This is a genomic window from Pseudomonas bharatica (genome assembly GCF_048586865.1).
GTDB classification, from domain to species: domain Bacteria; phylum Pseudomonadota; class Gammaproteobacteria; order Pseudomonadales; family Pseudomonadaceae; genus Aquipseudomonas; species Aquipseudomonas bharatica.
The window spans coordinates 1-14,869 of sequence record NZ_JBMAWR010000015.1 but is presented as its reverse complement, the minus strand read 5'-3'; the positions used below and the strand labels follow the sequence as shown (position 1 = coordinate 14,869).

17 protein-coding genes are annotated in these 14,869 nt (G+C 61.9%); 8 read left to right on the top strand and 9 right to left on the bottom strand.

Annotation, left to right across the window (positions count from 1 at the left end; genetic code table 11):
• Positions 1-318: 318 nt before the first annotated feature.
• The 4 genes from ACKLLE_RS17260 to ACKLLE_RS17245 all read left to right on the top strand — a co-directional run bounded on the left by ACKLLE_RS17260 (position 319) and on the right by ACKLLE_RS17245 (position 3,665).
• Positions 319-912, top strand: coding sequence for an aminodeoxychorismate/anthranilate synthase component II (locus ACKLLE_RS17260; RefSeq protein ID WP_064302969.1), 594 nt, complete (start codon positions 319-321; stop codon positions 910-912).
• Between the two features lie 9 nt (positions 913-921).
• Positions 922-1,971 (top strand): anthranilate phosphoribosyltransferase, encoded by a 1,050-nt coding sequence (trpD, locus tag ACKLLE_RS17255; RefSeq protein WP_279900049.1) that lies wholly within the window; start codon positions 922-924, stop codon positions 1,969-1,971.
• On the top strand, positions 1,968-2,783 hold the full coding sequence (gene trpC / locus ACKLLE_RS17250) for an indole-3-glycerol phosphate synthase TrpC (protein ID WP_009408507.1): 816 nt from the start codon (positions 1,968-1,970) through the stop codon (positions 2,781-2,783). Before trpD ends, trpC begins: the two co-directional genes overlap by 4 nt.
• A gap of 177 nt (positions 2,784-2,960) precedes the next feature.
• Entirely contained in the window at positions 2,961-3,665 is a 705-nt protein-coding gene (locus ACKLLE_RS17245) for a lipoate--protein ligase family protein (protein ID WP_420058614.1), read from the top strand.
• On the opposite strand, the gene crp is transcribed toward ACKLLE_RS17245, so the two are convergent.
• The gene (gene crp, locus ACKLLE_RS17240; protein WP_009408511.1) at positions 3,662-4,306 is read right to left on the bottom strand and encodes a cAMP-activated global transcriptional regulator CRP; all 645 of its coding nucleotides are present in this window, start codon (positions 4,304-4,306) and stop codon (positions 3,662-3,664) included. The genes ACKLLE_RS17245 and crp overlap by 4 nt on opposite strands.
• Positions 4,307-4,497: 191 nt before the next feature.
• On the opposite strand from crp, the gene ACKLLE_RS17235 reads away from it, so the two are divergent.
• Positions 4,498-4,920 (top strand): OsmC family protein, encoded by a 423-nt coding sequence (locus ACKLLE_RS17235; RefSeq protein ID WP_064302966.1) that lies wholly within the window; start codon positions 4,498-4,500, stop codon positions 4,918-4,920.
• A gap of 4 nt (positions 4,921-4,924) precedes the next feature.
• Here the strand turns inward: ACKLLE_RS17235 and ACKLLE_RS17230 are convergent, their stop codons facing one another.
• The 6 genes from ACKLLE_RS17230 to hemJ form a co-directional block, all read right to left on the bottom strand.
• On the bottom strand, positions 4,925-5,761 hold the full coding sequence (locus ACKLLE_RS17230) for a DUF2157 domain-containing protein (protein WP_420058612.1): 837 nt from the start codon (positions 5,759-5,761) through the stop codon (positions 4,925-4,927).
• A gap of 6 nt (positions 5,762-5,767) precedes the next feature.
• Complete coding sequence (coq7, locus tag ACKLLE_RS17225) at positions 5,768-6,415, bottom strand: 2-polyprenyl-3-methyl-6-methoxy-1,4-benzoquinone monooxygenase (protein WP_420058611.1); 648 nt, start codon at positions 6,413-6,415, stop codon at positions 5,768-5,770.
• A gap of 65 nt (positions 6,416-6,480) precedes the next feature.
• Entirely contained in the window at positions 6,481-6,819 is a 339-nt protein-coding gene (locus tag ACKLLE_RS17220; protein WP_009408519.1) for a histidine triad nucleotide-binding protein, read from the bottom strand.
• Positions 6,820-6,893: 74 nt separating this feature from the next.
• Positions 6,894-7,667: an SDR family NAD(P)-dependent oxidoreductase gene (locus ACKLLE_RS17215; protein WP_009408521.1), complete on the bottom strand. Its 774-nt coding sequence runs from the start codon at positions 7,665-7,667 to the stop codon at positions 6,894-6,896.
• Positions 7,668-7,716: 49 nt separating this feature from the next.
• A complete protein-coding gene (locus ACKLLE_RS17210) occupies positions 7,717-8,673 on the bottom strand; it encodes an NAD(P)H-dependent flavin oxidoreductase (protein WP_420058610.1) in 957 nt (318 codons plus the stop codon).
• A 27-nt stretch (positions 8,674-8,700) separates the two neighbouring features.
• A complete protein-coding gene (gene hemJ, locus ACKLLE_RS17205) occupies positions 8,701-9,123 on the bottom strand; it encodes a protoporphyrinogen oxidase HemJ (protein WP_420058658.1) in 423 nt (140 codons plus the stop codon).
• A 142-nt stretch (positions 9,124-9,265) separates the two neighbouring features.
• On the opposite strand from hemJ, the gene argC reads away from it, so the two are divergent.
• Positions 9,266-10,300, top strand: coding sequence for an N-acetyl-gamma-glutamyl-phosphate reductase (gene argC / locus ACKLLE_RS17200; protein WP_009408527.1), 1,035 nt, complete (start codon positions 9,266-9,268; stop codon positions 10,298-10,300).
• Between the two features lie 144 nt (positions 10,301-10,444).
• On the top strand, positions 10,445-10,795 hold the full coding sequence (gene erpA / locus ACKLLE_RS17195; RefSeq protein ID WP_009408529.1) for an iron-sulfur cluster insertion protein ErpA: 351 nt from the start codon (positions 10,445-10,447) through the stop codon (positions 10,793-10,795).
• Between the two features lie 59 nt (positions 10,796-10,854).
• On the opposite strand, the gene ACKLLE_RS17190 is transcribed toward erpA, so the two are convergent.
• On the bottom strand, positions 10,855-11,946 hold the full coding sequence (locus tag ACKLLE_RS17190; protein ID WP_420058609.1) for an anhydro-N-acetylmuramic acid kinase: 1,092 nt from the start codon (positions 11,944-11,946) through the stop codon (positions 10,855-10,857).
• A gap of 3 nt (positions 11,947-11,949) precedes the next feature.
• A complete protein-coding gene (locus ACKLLE_RS17185) occupies positions 11,950-13,377 on the bottom strand; it encodes a peptidoglycan DD-metalloendopeptidase family protein (protein WP_420058608.1) in 1,428 nt (475 codons plus the stop codon).
• A gap of 210 nt (positions 13,378-13,587) precedes the next feature.
• On the opposite strand from ACKLLE_RS17185, the gene tyrS reads away from it, so the two are divergent.
• The gene (tyrS, locus tag ACKLLE_RS17180; RefSeq protein ID WP_420058607.1) at positions 13,588-14,787 is read left to right on the top strand and encodes a tyrosine--tRNA ligase; all 1,200 of its coding nucleotides are present in this window, start codon (positions 13,588-13,590) and stop codon (positions 14,785-14,787) included.
• Positions 14,788-14,869: the final 82 nt, after the last annotated feature.

Here is a 14,869-nt window from a genome sequence, read left to right as displayed (position 1 = left end):
GTAGCAAATCCCTGGCTTCGTGCCCCCTCGATATTGCGCGCATTGTTTCCGTAAGCTACTGTGCGGCAACGTATGAACGAGACCTACCCCGTGTTGATCGTCAGCAAACTCTTGATGCGCGTTATCAAGGCCCACGCCCGCTGGCGTTGGCGCGCCTGACTTTATCTCCTGCCGGTTTTCCGGCCCGTTACGTTTTGCCTTTCTGAAATGATTCCACACACCTTCGCAACAGTTGGAAATGACTGGGGCGTGTGGCACTGCATGTCGGCAGTCGGGAAGGCGACCTTTCAAAGTCAGTATTCAAGAGGTTGAGCCCAGATGTTACTGATGATCGACAACTACGACTCCTTCACCTACAACGTCGTCCAGTACTTCGGCGAGCTGGGTGCAGAGGTCAAGGTCATTCGCAACGACGAACTGACCATCGAACAGATCGAGGCCCTGCAGCCCGAGCGCATCGTCGTTTCTCCCGGTCCATGCACACCGACCGAGGCCGGTGTGTCCATCGCCGCCATTCATCACTTCGCCGGCAAGCTGCCGATCCTGGGTGTGTGCCTGGGGCACCAGTCCATCGGCCAGGCCTTCGGCGGGGACGTGGTGCGCGCGCGCCAGGTGATGCACGGCAAGACCAGCCCGGTGGTCCACGAAAACAAGGGCGTGTTCGCCGGTCTCAACAATCCGTTGACCGTAACGCGCTACCACTCGCTGGTGGTCAAGCGCGAAACCTTGCCGGACTGCCTGGAAATGACCGCCTGGACCGCCTTCGAAGACGGCTCCATCGATGAAATCATGGGCCTGCGTCACAAGACCCTGAACATCGAAGGCGTACAGTTCCACCCCGAGTCGATCCTCACCGAGCAGGGCCACGCGCTGTTCGCCAATTTCCTCAAGCAGACCGGCGGCCGCCGTTAAGGATTGCGCATGGATATCAAGACTGCCCTGGGCCGTATCGTCAGCCAACTCGACCTGTCCACCGAGGAAATGCGCGATGTGATGCGCCAGATCATGACCGGTCAGTGCACGGAGGCGCAGATCGGCGCTTTCCTGATGGGCATGCGCATGAAGAGCGAGAGCATCGACGAGATCGTCGGCGCGGTTTCGGTCATGCGTGAGCTGGCGGACAAGGTCGAACTGGAAACCCTCGACGGTGTGGTCGATATCGTCGGTACCGGCGGTGACGGCGCCAATATCTTCAACGTATCCACCGGCTCGGCGTTCGTCGTCGCCGCGGCCGGTTGCACGGTAGCCAAGCACGGTAACCGCGCGGTATCCGGCAAGAGCGGTAGCGCCGACTTGCTGGAGGCCGCAGGTATCTACCTGAACCTGACGCCAGTCCAGGTTGCCCGCTGCATCGACAGCGTCGGTATCGGCTTCATGTTCGCCCAGACCCACCACAGCGCCATGAAGCACGCCGCCGGCCCGCGCCGCGACCTAGGTCTGCGGACCCTGTTCAACATGCTCGGCCCGCTTACGAATCCGGCTGGTGTGAAGCACCAGGTTGTCGGTGTGTTTACCCAGGCACTCTGCCGCCCGCTGGCCGAAGTGCTGCAGCGTCTGGGCAGCAAGCATGTGCTGGTGGTGCATTCGAAGGATGGCCTGGACGAGTTCAGCCTCGCCGCGCCGACCTTCGTCGCCGAACTGAAGAACGGCGAAATCACCGAGTATTGGGTCGAGCCGGAAGATCTTGGCATGAAAAGCCAGAGCCTGCACGGCCTGGCGGTCAGCGGTCCAGAAGAGTCCCTGGCGCTGATTCGCGATGCCATTGGCCGGCGCAAGACCGAGAACGGCCAGAAGGCCGCCGAGATGATCGTCCTCAATGCTGGCGCGGCACTCTATGCCGCGGATCTGGCAATAAGCCTCAAGCAAGGCGTCGAACTGGCCCACGATGCACTGCACACCGGCCTCGCTCGGGAAAAGATGGAAGAGCTGGGTGCCTTTACCGCGGTATTCAAGCAGGAGAATGAAGGATGAGTGTGCCGACGGTTCTTGAAAAGATCCTTGCCCGCAAGGTCGAGGAAGTCGCTGAGCGCAGCGCCCGGGTCAGTCTCGCCGAGCTGGAGCGCCTGGCCGCTGCGGCCGATGCACCGCGTGGCTTTGCCAACGCGCTGATCGAGCAGGCCCGGCGCAAGCAGCCGGCTGTCATCGCCGAGATCAAGAAGGCGTCGCCGAGCAAGGGTGTGATCCGCGAGAACTTCGTTCCGGCGGAAATCGCCGTCAGCTATGAGAAAGGTGGGGCGACCTGTCTGTCGGTGCTGACCGATGTGGACTACTTCCTCGGGGCTGACGCCTACCTGCAGCAGGCCCGTGCTGCGGTGTCGCTGCCGGTTATCCGCAAGGACTTCATGGTCGATCCGTACCAGATCGTCGAGGCCCGTGCCTTGGGCGCCGACTGTGTGCTGCTGATCGTCTCTGCCCTGGACGACGTGAAAATGGCCGAACTGGCCGCCACTGCAAAAGGCGTCGGCCTCGACGTACTGGTGGAAGTGCATGACAGCGACGAGCTGGAGCGCGCGCTGAAGACCCTCGACACTCCGCTGATCGGGGTCAACAATCGCAACCTGCACACCTTCGAGGTCAGCCTGGAAGCCACCCTGGACCTGCTGCCACGCATTCCGCGCGATCGCCTGGCGGTTACCGAGAGCGGCATCCTCAATCGGGCCGATGTCGAGCTGATGGAAATCAACGAGGTCTACTCGTTCCTGGTAGGCGAGGCCTTCATGCGTGCCGAGGAGCCGGGAGTAGAGCTGCAGCGCCTGTTCTTCCCCGGGGGCGTGCCCGACTGATCGACTCGAAGCCGGCGTTTGCCGGCTTTTTTATTTGACCGATCGCCACTGAGCCTGTGGGAGCGGGTTCACCCGCGATGGCGTCGGTGAATCCACAACCGTAATCGCGGCGGTCCGGCGATCCGGTAAACCCGCTCCCACAGGGATCGCGTAAAGGCTTGAGGAGGGAAAAAACACATGAGTGAACAACCCGTAGCCGTAACCGTCGCAGCCGGCCTGCAGGCTGAGCAGGATCTGCTGGCGGCTGTCTGCAAGGGCGATCAGGACCATGGGCTGCTGTTCTGGCGCCCCACCGACCGGGCACTGGTGATGCCGCGCCGGATGAGTCGGTTGGAAGGCTTCGAGGCCGCCTGTGGCGAGCTGGCGATCGGAGGCTGGCCGGTGCTGCTGCGCGAAACCGGTGGCGAGCCGGTTCCCCAGTCCTCGGCAGTGATCAATATCGCCTTGGTGTACGTCGCACCACGCAGTGAAGGCGACCTGAACCGTATCGAGACCGCCTACGAGCGCTTGTGCCTGCCGTTGTGCGAGGTCCTGCGGGAGTGGGGAGGCGTGGCTTCCGTCGGGGAGATCGAAGGCGCGTTTTGCGATGGGCGCTATAACGTCAATCTGAATGGTCGCAAGCTGGTTGGCACGGCCCAGCGCTGGCGCCAGGGCCTGGGGGGTAAACGCCCGGTGGTGCTGGTGCATGGCGCGCTATTGCTGGATAACGAGCGCGAATCGATGGTTGCGGCGGTCAACCGCTTCAATGAGTGTTGCGAGCTGGAGCAGCGGTGCCTGGCCGACAGCCATATCGCCTTGCATGAAGTCATGCCCGAGGCACCCTTGCTGGAGCGCCTGGCCCAGGCCTATGCCCGGACCCTCGAAGCCATTGCCAAGGATTAGCGGGTGCCGAAGACCACCATGGTCTTGCCTTTCACATGCACCAGGTTGCGTTCTTCGAGGTCCTTCAGAACGCGACCGACCATCTCACGCGAGCAGCCGACAATACGACCGATCTCCTGGCGGGTGATCTTGATCTGCATGCCGTCCGGGTGGGTCATCGCATCCGGCTGCTTGCACAGCTCCAGCAGGCAACGGGCCACGCGGCCGGTGACGTCGAAGAAGGCCAGGTCACCGACCTTGCGCGTGGTATTGCGCAGGCGCTGAGCCATCTGGCTGCCGAGGGCGTAGAGAATGTCCTGGTCCTGGCGTGCCAGCTCGCGGAATTTCTCGTAGCTGATTTCTGCAACTTCGCATTCGCTTTTCGCCCGTACCCAGGCGCTGCGCTGCTGTTCCTTGCCCGTGGGTTCGAAAAGCCCGAGTTCGCCGAAGAAATCTCCGCTGTTGAGGTAGGCGATGATCATTTCCCGACCATCATCGCCTTCAATCAGGATGGTGACCGAACCCTTGACGATGAAGGACAAGGTTTCAGCGGTATCGCCGGCGCTGAGAATATTGCTTTTGGCCGGGAAGCGGCGGCGCTGGCAGTGCGCAAGCAACTTGTCGACATTCTTGATCTTGGCTGGAAGTGTTGCGGCAACCATGGTTAAGCCCCGAAATACGCGGTCCGTGAGTATTTGTTGTTCTGGGATGGGTGCAAAACGCCATCAAATTGGCGTCAGTTTATCAGACGACAAGATGTTATCGGCATATTTACTGAAGTGCTTAAGCCTTTTCGCTTTCGGCTGTAGGGACTAAGCTGGCAGCCATTTTTCCAAGCGAGAGGAAACCGGTTATGAAGGCGCGTATCCAGTGGGCCGGCGAGGCAATGTTCCTGGGTGAGTCGGGCAGTGGCCATGTTGTGGTGATGGATGGCCCACCCGAGGCTGGTGGGCGCAACCTGGGTGTTCGTCCGATGGAAATGCTCTTGCTGGGCCTGGGCGGCTGCAGCAATTTCGATGTGGTCAGCATCCTGCGCAAGTCCCGCCAGGCTGTCGAAAGCTGCGAAGCCTTCCTTGAAGCCGAGCGGGCCAGCGAGGATCCCAAGGTGTTCACCAAGATCCACCTGCATTTCGTGGTCAAGGGCCGTGGCCTGAAGGAAGCCCAGGTCAAGCGGGCCGTCGAGCTGTCGGCAGAGAAGTACTGCTCGGCATCGATCATGCTGGGCCGTGCCGGTGTAGAGATCACCCACGACTACGAGATCGTCGAACTCGGCTGATTCCTCAGCGCCGCAGTGCCGGCAGCCAGTCCATCAGGCTGGCCGGCAGTGCGGCGCGCAGTCGGTCGCTGAGGCGCTCACGGTGTTTCTGGTAGAGCAGGCCGAGGCCGATCACCGCCAGGCCGATCAGGCTCAGGACCACCGGGAACAGCAACGACTCGGCGAACACCTCGTAGGACAGATAGCCGAGATAGGCCGCCACACCCAGCGCACCGAAGACCATGAACATCGGTCGGCGCAACAACACCGCCACCAGCATCAGGCCGACGTTGATCAGGCAGTACAGGGCCTTGCCCAGTTCGCTGTCGCTGTTCATCGAGGTCAGCCCGCCCCAGAACGCCAGCAATCCGGCCAGATAACCCCAGAACGCGTAGTCCTCGCGAGTGCGGCCGTCGATCAGCAGGACCACCAGCAGCAGGCCCAGCCCGAACCACAACGAGACCTCCTGGCGTTGCTCCCAGGTGAAGGTGTCGCCGTGGAACCATTCGCTCAGGTCCATCGACATGAACCACAGCGCCACGGCGATCGGCATGACGATGAACGGGAAGGGGATCAGGCGCAGCATCAGCAGGCCGGCGAAGGTCAGTAGGGTGATGTAGGCGAGGGCAAGCACCAGCAGCGCGGTGTCGCCGATACGCATCCAGGCTTCGCTCAGTAGCCAGCCCATGGCGCCCATGATCAGCAGGGCGCCCAGATAGAAGGCGACGTGGGCGAGCTGGAAACTGGGGGGCTGCGCCGGTTGTTCGCGCAGGAAGCGCAGGAGCGCCTGTTCCTGCTCGGCGCTCAACAGGCCCGCTTCAACTGCGCGGGCCAGGTCCCTGGCATCGAAGCGCCCGGTCATGGCGGGTCAGATTCGGTAGGTGCTTTTGGTCATGACCTTGGCCATCAGGCTCATGCCGAACTTGACCGGTGCCGGGAAACGGAACCCTCCGGCATCCAGGGCCGCGTCGGCGTGGTGTTCTTCGTCGATGCGCATCTGCTCGAGGATCGCCCGGGATTTCTCGTCTTCCGGCGGGATCTGCTCCAGGTGTTCGTCGAGGTGCTTGCAGACCTGATGCTCGGTGGCGGCGACGAAGCCCAGGCTGACCTTGTCACTGATCAGGCCGGCAACCGCGCCGATGCCGAACGACATGCCGTAGAACAGCGGATTGAGAATGCTCGGCGAGCTGCCCAGTTGGCGGATGCGTTGTTCGCACCAGGCCAGGTGGTCGATTTCTTCGTCGGCCGCCTGCTCCATCGCCTTGCGCACTTCCGGCAGCTTGGCGGTCAGGGCCTGGCCTTGATAGAGCGCCTGGGCGCAGACTTCACCGGTATGGTTGATGCGCATCAGGCCGGCGACATGGCGGGCCTGCTTGTCGTCCAGCTCGGCTTCGGGCTGGATGATGGCAGGAGAAGGACGGGAAGGTTGGCCGCTGAAGGGCAGCAAGGTACGCATGGCCGTATCGGCCTGCAGCAACAAGCGGTCGAGCGGCGAGTATTGACGTTCGGTAGCCATCGGGCACCTCCGCAAGAATGTGCCCGACAGTCTAACTCAAACCCCGTGACAGGGCTTGCGCTGGATCAGCCCGGAGGCCAGTGCATCTGACGTTGGCCGAGCACGTGCATGTGAATGTGGTAGACCGTCTGGCCGCCCAGTTCGTTGCAGTTCATTACGACGCGGAAGCCGTCCTCGCAACCCAGCTCCTTGGCCAGGCGCTGGGCGGTGAAGAGGATATGCCCGGCCAGGCCCTTGTCTTCCTCGGTGAGGTCGTTGAGGGTGCGGATCGGCTTTTTCGGGATGACCAGGAAGTGTACCGGCGCCTGCGGGGCGATATCGTGGAAAGCCAGGACCTGGTCGTCTTCGTAGATGATCTTCGCCGGGATTTCCCGGTTGATGATCTTGGTGAAAATTGTCTCCACAACGCTTGCTCCATGGGTGGTGGTCGGGGCTGAGTGTACTCAGCCGGCACGCCGCCGCCCAGTGGCGATTCGATTCAGCGTGGACAGTAGGCGCGGTTGATGACACCCGCCAGCTTGCGGCTGATCCAGCGGGTCAGCAGGCGTGGCGCCCGGGCCAGCCAGCGGTTGCGGCGGCCGGGGATGATGATCGCCTTGTTGCGGTCCAGGGCGCGCACGGTATAGAGCGCGACTTCTTCCGGACTCAGGCAGCGGTTACCTTTTTCCAGGCGCGGGATACGCCGGTTGGCCGAACGCACCGGGCCGGGGCACAGCACCGAGACCTTGATCCCGGTCTGCTTGAGTTCTTCGCGCAGGCCTTCGGAGAAATGCAGGACATAGGCCTTGCTCGCGGCATAACTGCTCATCCACGGGCCCGGCGCGAAAGCAGCGAGTGAGGCGACATTGAGAATCTGTCCGCCCCCCTGTACGGCCATGGCGTTGCCCAGGGCATGGCAAAGGCGTGTGAGGGCAAGGATGTTGACCTCGATCAGGTCCTGCTCGTCGCCCCACTCCTGGGCGAGGAAGTGCCCGTAGGAGCGGATGCCGGCACAGTTCACCAGCAGGTCTATCTGCCGCTCGCCTTCCTCCAGCTCTAGCAGGAAACCCGAAAGCCGCAGTGGTTCGCCAAGATCACAGGCACGGAACAACACTTCCACACCGAAGCGTTGGGTGAGCTCGATGGCGACCGGCTCCAGCCGCTCGCGCTGGCGTGCTACCAGGATCAGGTTGCGCCCGCGCCGTGCCAATGCTTCGGCCAGTGCCAGGCCCAGACCGCTGGAGGCACCGGTGATCATGGCGTAACGGGTCATGCGGCTCTCCAATGGCGGGGGCGTTCGAAAAGGGCGCCTAGTCTACTTGTTAGCGTGGCCAGTGGCTGCCCAGTTGACCGGCTTTTTTCAGCGCCTGGCGATATTCCCCATCGAGTCGGGCGATCAGCTGATTCACCGGCAATTCCCGGTCGATGGCGCCCACGCCCTGGCCGGCGGACCATACGGTTTTCCAGGCCTTGGCTTCTTCATGAATGGGCTTGAGCTGGATGTCGCCGCCTTTGGCGAGCGTGGTCAGGTCATAGCCGGCCTTTTCCAGGCTCTGGCGCATGAAGCTGGCGGGAACGCCGGACACCACCGGGGTATGCACGATATCGGCGGCCCTGGCCTCCAGCAGCATCGCTTTGTACTCCGGCGAGGCCTGGCTTTCCAGGCTGGCAATGAAGTGGGTGCCCAGGTAGGCGAGGTCAGCGCCGAGCAATTGGGCGGCGAGGATCTCATGGCCGCTATTGATGCAACCGGCAAGGAGGAGGGTCTTGTGGAAGAACTGGCGGATTTCGCTGACCAGGGCGAACGGACTCCAGGTCCCGGCATGCCCGCCAGCGCCCGCGGCTACTGCGATCAGGCCGTCGACGCCGGCCTCGGCGGCCTTTTCGGCATGCCGCCGGGTCGTCACATCGTGGAACACCAGGCCGCCATAACCATGTACGGCGTCCACCACTTCCTTCACCGCGCCCAGGCTGGTGATCACCACCGGCACCTTGTACTCGATGCAGGCGGCCAGGTCGGCCTGCAAGCGCGGATTGCTCTGGTGGACGATCAGGTTCACCGCATAGGGGGCGGGGTTGGCCAGGTCGGCCAGCCCTGTTTCGATCTCCTCCAGCCAGGCCCGGAAGCCCGCGGTGTCGCGCTGGTTCAGCGCAGGGAAACTGCCCATCACGCCATTGCCGCAACAGGCCAGAACCAGTTGTGGGTTCGATATCAGGAACATCGGTGCTGCCACTACCGGCAGGCGCAGGCGTCGTTCGAGCAGTTCGGGCAATGACATGAGGATTCTCGCGTTTGAATGTCGGAATCAGAACGGTTTGACCACCACCAGAATTACGATCAACAGCAGGAACAGTACCGGTACTTCGTTGAACCAGCGGAAGTAGACGTGGCTGCGATTATTTTCGCCGCGGGCGAAGCGCTTCACGTTGGCGCCGCACATGTGATGGTAGCCGGTGAGCAGGATCACCAGCGTCAGCTTGGCGTGCAGCCAGCCCTGGCTCAGCCAGCCCGGGGTCAGGTAGAGCATCCAGATGCCGAAGACGAAGGCGGCGATCATCGCCGGGCCCATGATGAAGCGATAAAGCTTGCGCTCCATCACCACGAAGCGGTCGCGGCTGACCTGGTCCTCGCTTGCGGCGTGGTAGACGAACAGGCGTGGCAGGTAGAAGAGGCCGGCAAACCAGCAGACGATGGCGACGATGTGCAGGGCTTTGATCCAGAGGTACAGCATGTTTTTCAGTCCTTGGCGGTTCACGGTCGTCAGATAGTAGTAGCTAGGCGCTGCGCCCGTCATCTCAACGGTTGTGGCGGTCACCACGGGCCCCTATCATCACTGGTTTTCCAGTCGGTTCGTTGATAGGGGGCAGTTAATGGTCAAGGTCGGTATCGTCGGCGGCACGGGTTACACCGGTGTCGAGTTGCTGCGTCTGCTGGCACAGCATCCTCAGGCTGAAGTCGCAGTCATCACCTCGCGCTCGGAAGCGGGCCTGGCGGTGGCCGACATGTACCCGAACCTGCGAGGCCACTACGATAACCTCGCGTTCAGCGTTCCGGACACCAAGGCCCTGGCCGCCTGCGACGTAGTGTTCTTCGCCACTCCGCACGGTGTTGCCCATGCCCTGGCCGGTGAGCTGCTGGCGGCTGGCACCAAGGTGATCGACCTGTCTGCCGACTTCCGTCTGCAGGACGCCGATGAGTGGGCCAAATGGTACGGCCAGCCGCACGGCGCTCCCGAACTGCTGAAGGATGCTGTCTACGGTCTGCCCGAAGTCAACCGCGAGCAGATCCGCCAGGCACGCCTGATTGCCGTGCCGGGTTGCTACCCGACCGCCACCCAGCTGGGGTTCCTGCCGCTGCTCGAAGCTGGAATCGCCGACGCCTCGCGTCTTATCGCCGACTGCAAGTCCGGTGTCAGCGGCGCCGGGCGTGGTGCCAGCGTCGGTTCGCTGTTCTGTGAGGCGGGCGAGAGCATGAAGGCCTATGCGGTGAAAGGTCACCGCCACCTGCCGGAAATCCGCCAGGGCCTGCGTCGTGCCGCAGGTGGTGAGGTCGGCCTGACCTTCGTGCCACACCTGACCCCGATGATCCGTGGCATCCACTCGACGCTTTACGCAACGGTCGCCGATACCTCGGTTGACCTGCAGGCGCTGTTCGAGAAGCGCTACGCCAACGAACCGTTCGTGGACGTGATGCCAGCTGGCAGCCATCCGGAAACCCGTAGCGTACGTGGCGCCAACGTCTGCCGTATCGCTGTGCATCGTCCACAGGGTGGCGACCTGGTGGTCGTGCTCTCCGTTATCGACAACCTGGTGAAAGGCGCTTCCGGCCAGGCGGTGCAGAACCTCAACATCCTCTTCGGCCTCGATGAGCGCCTTGGCCTGTCCCACGCAGGCTTGCTGCCGTAGGCAACGGCTTGTCAGGCTACCGGCGAGACTTATGCTTTCCGCTTGTAGCCTGATACCGCTTATATAGTTGACCGATTTTCTCGGGGAAGCGGATAATGCGCGCCATCACGCACGATGGCGGTATAGCGCCGGGAGATATTCAGCATGAGCGTCGAATCCTTCACCCCTTCGGCCCTGCAGTTCACGCACAACGCCGCGCACAAGGTGAAGACCCTGGTTGACGAAGAGGGCAATGATCGTCTGAAGTTGCGGGTTTTCGTGACAGGCGGTGGCTGCTCCGGCTTCCAGTACGGCTTTACCTTCGATGAAGACATCGCGGAAGACGACACCATTGTCGAGCGCGAGGGCGTTGCCCTGGTGGTCGATCCAATGAGCTTCCAGTACCTGGCGGGCGCCGAAGTGGACTACCAGGAAGGCCTGGAAGGCTCGCGTTTCGTCATCAAGAACCCGAATGCCACGACCACTTGCGGTTGCGGTTCTTCGTTCTCGATCTGACTCGCCTGGTCTTCAAGCAAAACGCCGCGCTTATGCGCGGCGTTTTGCTTTCCTGAACGTCATGCCGGGTAGATCGCCCCGAGTACTCGCAAGCCGCGAGCGCCGGTGACGCTGGGGCGGTTCGCGGCGATGCCTTCCAGGCAGCAATGAGCCAGCCAGGCGAAGGCCATGGCTTCGACCCAGTCCGGATCGACACCGAATTCGGCGGTGCTGCCGACCCGGGCAGCAGGAAGCAGGCCGGCCAACCGTGCCATCAGCGCCCCGTTATGCGCACCGCCACCGCAGACCAGCAGGGCCTGGGTGTCTTGCTGGGCCTTCCTCAGCGAGTCAACGATGCTCAGCGCGGTGAGCTCCAGCAAGGTCGCCTGGACATCTTCATCGGCGCAGGCTGGCTGGGTGCTCAGGTGATGGTGCAGCCATGGAAGGTTGAACAATTCGCGGCCGGTACTCTTGGGGCCGGTACCGGCGAAGAAAGGATCTCCCAGAAGGCTTGCGAGCAGCCCAGGAAGAATCTTGCCACTGGCTGCCCAGGCGCCGTTGGCGTCGTAGGCTAGGCCACGCTTTTCGTTGATCCATGCATCCAGCAGAACATTCCCCGGACCACAATCGAAGCCAGTAACCGGCTTGTCCTGTTCGATCAGGCTGAGATTGCTGAAGCCACCGACATTGAGCACTGCAATACGCTCGCCCTGGGCGTTGAACAACGCATCATGAAAGGCGGGGACCAGCGGTGCACCCTGGCCCCCGGCAGCGACATCGCGGCGCCGGAAGTCGCCGACCACGCAGATACCGGTCAGCTCCGCAAGCAGGGCGGGATTGCCGATCTGCACGGTAAAGCCCCGGGCGGGTTCGTGGCGGATGGTCTGGCCGTGGCTGCCAATGGCGCGGATATCTTCGGGGCGAAGGCCTTCGGTATCGAGCAGGTGCCGGATTCCCTGTGCTGCCAGCCGAACCCATTCGGCCTCGGCCAGGGCGGCGCGGGCAATCTCGTCCGGACCGCTGGCGCACAGGCCGAGCATGGCCAGGCGTAGCGTTTCGGGCATCGGAATGTAGTGGGAAGCGAGTAGAGAGACTCGCGGCTCGTTTTCGATCAAGGCGATGTCCAGTCCGTCGAGACTGGTACCGGACATCACTCCCAGATAAAGGGCCATGGATCAGCGCTTGTTCAAGGCGAGCATGCTGGCCTTTTCCTGGTCCATGCGGGCCACCAACGGCTGGCTGACCTGCATGAAGCGTTGACGTTCGGCTTTCGCGATCGGGTCGGCCATCGGCAGCTTCTGTCCCAGCGGATCGACGTGGACCCCGTTGACCTGGAACTCGTAGTGCAGGTGCGGTCCGGTGGACAGCCCGGTGGTACCGATATAACCAATGACCTGGCCCTGCTTGACGGTGCTGCCGGTCTTCACGCCTTTGGCGAAGCCTTGCATGTGGCCGTAGAGCGTCTGGTAGGTGCTGCCGTGCTGGATGATCACGGTGTTGCCGTAGCCACCGCGGCGACCGGCGAGGAGCACCTTGCCGTCACCGGCGGCCTTGATTGGCGTACCGCGTGGAGCAGCGTAGTCAACGCCCTTGTGGGCGCGGATCTTGTTCAGGATCGGGTGCTTGCGGCCTGCGGAGAAGCGCGAACTGATACGGGCGAAGTCTACCGGTGTACGGATGAAGGCCTTGCGCATGCTGTTGCCGTCAGCGGTGTAGTAGCTGGTGCTGCCGGCCTTGTTGGTGTAGCGCACTGCACTGTATGTCTTGCCGCGGTTGGTGAAGCGTGCGGAAAGGATGTTCCCGGTGCCGACGACCTTGCCGTCGATCATCTTCTGCTCGTAGATCACGTCGAATTCGTCGCCTTGGCGGATGTCCTGGGCGAAGTCGATGTCGTAACCGAAGATGTTGGCCATATCCATGGTCAGGTTATGCGACAGGCCGGCGCGCTGGGCCGAGGCCGAGAGCGAGCTTTTGATCACGCCGTGGACATAGGCGGAGCGGGTGACTGGCTTGGTGACTTCACGGTTGAAGACGTAGCCGCTGGCGCTTTTGGCCAGACGGATGGTTTCCAGGTCGCTCACCTTGCTGTGCAGGCTGGCCAGCTGGCCGTCCTTGTCCAGTTCGATCTGCAGTACCTGGCCGTTCTTCAACTGGCTGAACTGTTTGGCCTGCTTGTTACTGGCCAGTACTTCATGCACGGCGCTGGCAGGCAGGCCGAGCTTGGCGAAGAGGGTGGAGAGGGTGTCACCCTTGGCAACCACCACTTCGCGATGACCGGGCTGCTTGGCAGGCTCGGCTTCAGCGACTTCGGCTGCCTTCTCGGCAGGTTCGGTGGTGGCGGTGCCTTCGGATTGCGCTTCGGCGTTGTCGATCTGGGCGAAAGGCGAAGCACTGGTTTCCTCGCCGGCCAGAGGCTGTTCCGGTTGGGCCTTGAGCTGTTCGGCCGGGGCTTCCAGCTCAAGGTTGAGAGTGGTGCGCTTGGCTTCTACTTCGCTGGAAGGAAATACCAGCAAGGCCAGGCTGAGCAGGGCGGCGATGCCGCTGGCGGCCAACAGGTGGCTCTTCGGATAAAGCGGAGGCGCTTTAGTCGGTTCGTTGGTCATGTGATGAATAACTTTGAAAAAGATGAAAAGGAAAAGATGAATGACATGATGAAGATGAAATAACTGTATAAAATATAACCAAATCTCCTTCAAAGCAAGCGCGCAGACGTCATCAACCTGCCGGCGGGTCACATCACTCGGCGGATCTTGTATTTGATGGCTGATCTTGTATGGTTGGGGCCCTTTGAATCTGAGCCTGCGGGTCTGTGTATGAAGTCGGTTGAAGAGCAGCTAGCGCTGATCAAGCGTGGTGCGGAAGAGGTCCTGGTAGAGACCGAACTTGTCGAGAAACTCAAGCGCGGTCAGCCGCTGCGCATCAAGGCGGGCTTCGATCCGACCGCACCTGACCTGCACCTGGGGCACACGGTACTGATCAACAAGCTGCGCCAGTTCCAGGATCTGGGGCACCAGGTCATCTTCCTGATCGGGGACTTCACCGGCATGATCGGCGATCCCAGCGGCAAGAGCGCTACCCGTCCGCCGCTGACCCGCGAGCAGGTACTGGACAACGCCGAGACCTACAAGCAGCAGGTCTTCAAGATTCTCGACCCGGCCAAGACCGAAGTGGCGTTCAACTCCACCTGGATGGACAAGCTCAGCCCGGCCGACTTTATTCGACTGGCCTCGCAGTACACCGTTGCGCGCATGCTCGAGCGCGACGACTTCGACAAGCGCTATAGCAGCAACCAGCCGATCGCTATCCATGAATTCCTTTATCCGCTGGTGCAGGGTTACGACTCCGTGGCCTTGAAGGCGGACGTCGAGCTGGGTGGTACTGACCAGAAGTTCAACCTGCTGATGGGGCGCGAGCTGCAGCGCAGCTATGGGCAGGAGGCCCAGAACATCGTGACCATGCCGCTGCTGGAAGGTCTCGATGGCGTTAAGAAGATGTCCAAGTCCTTGGGCAACTATGTCGGCATCCAGGAAGCGCCTGGTGTCATGTACAGCAAGCTGGTTTCGATTCCTGACACGCTGATGTGGCGCTACTTCGAGCTGCTCAGCTTCCGCTCCATGGAAGAGATCGATGGTTTCCGTGCCGATGTGGCTGCTGGTGCCAACCCGCGTGACATCAAGATCAAGCTGGCCGAGGAGATCGTCGCTCGTTTCCACGGTGAAGAGGCGGCTGCCAATGCGCACCGTGCTGCGGGTAACCGCATGAAGGATGGCGAACTGCCGGAAGATCTGCCTGAGGTCGAGGTGCTTGCTGCGGAAGACATGCCGATCTCGGCCGTGCTGAACAAGGCGGGGTTGGTGAAGAACTCCGCTGCGGCGCGCGACCTGTTGGCCTCTGGTGGCGTTCGCGTCGATGGCGAGGTCGTCGATCGTGGTTTTGTCTTCGCTCTCGGCAAGACCCATGTCTGTCAGGCAGGCAAGAAGGCGTTTGCGCGGATCACCCTGAAGGCTGAATAAGAGGTCTCTTCCTTTATAGAGGTAATCGCTGTTTCAGGGCTGTTTTGAAAAAGTTTCAAATCAGCCCTTGACGCCCCGTTCC